Origin of the sequence: Sporosarcina cascadiensis, from assembly GCF_009650995.1 — a bacterium.
Taxonomy (GTDB): domain Bacteria; phylum Bacillota; class Bacilli; order Bacillales_A; family Planococcaceae; genus Sporosarcina; species Sporosarcina cascadiensis.
This window is the reverse complement of record NZ_WHVV01000059.1, coordinates 1-228: the sequence shown is the minus strand read 5'-3', so window position 1 is coordinate 228 and position 228 is coordinate 1. Positions and strand designations below refer to the sequence as shown.

The 228-nt window shown below is 44.3% G+C and carries 1 tRNA gene; it reads left to right on the top strand.

Annotated elements, in window-relative coordinates:
* Nucleotide 1: 1 nt before the first annotated feature.
* Nucleotides 2-77: transfer RNA gene (locus GDZ68_RS18030), tRNA-Ala, on the top strand.
* The last annotated feature ends 151 nt before the right edge of the window (nucleotides 78-228 follow it).

Genomic DNA, 228 nt, shown 5'->3' with positions numbered 1-228 from the left:
CGGGGCCTTAGCTCAGCTGGGAGAGCGCCTGCCTTGCACGCAGGAGGTCAGCGGTTCGATCCCGCTAGGCTCCACCATTCATATTTTATTAAATGATCCTTGAAAACTGAACAGCAAAACGTTAACGAAATACAGTTTGTGCACTCTAGTTACACAAACAAAATGAGTATCTTAAATGATGCCAGCAAGAAACTCGAGCTAACTCGAATTTCTCTATTATGGAGAGTT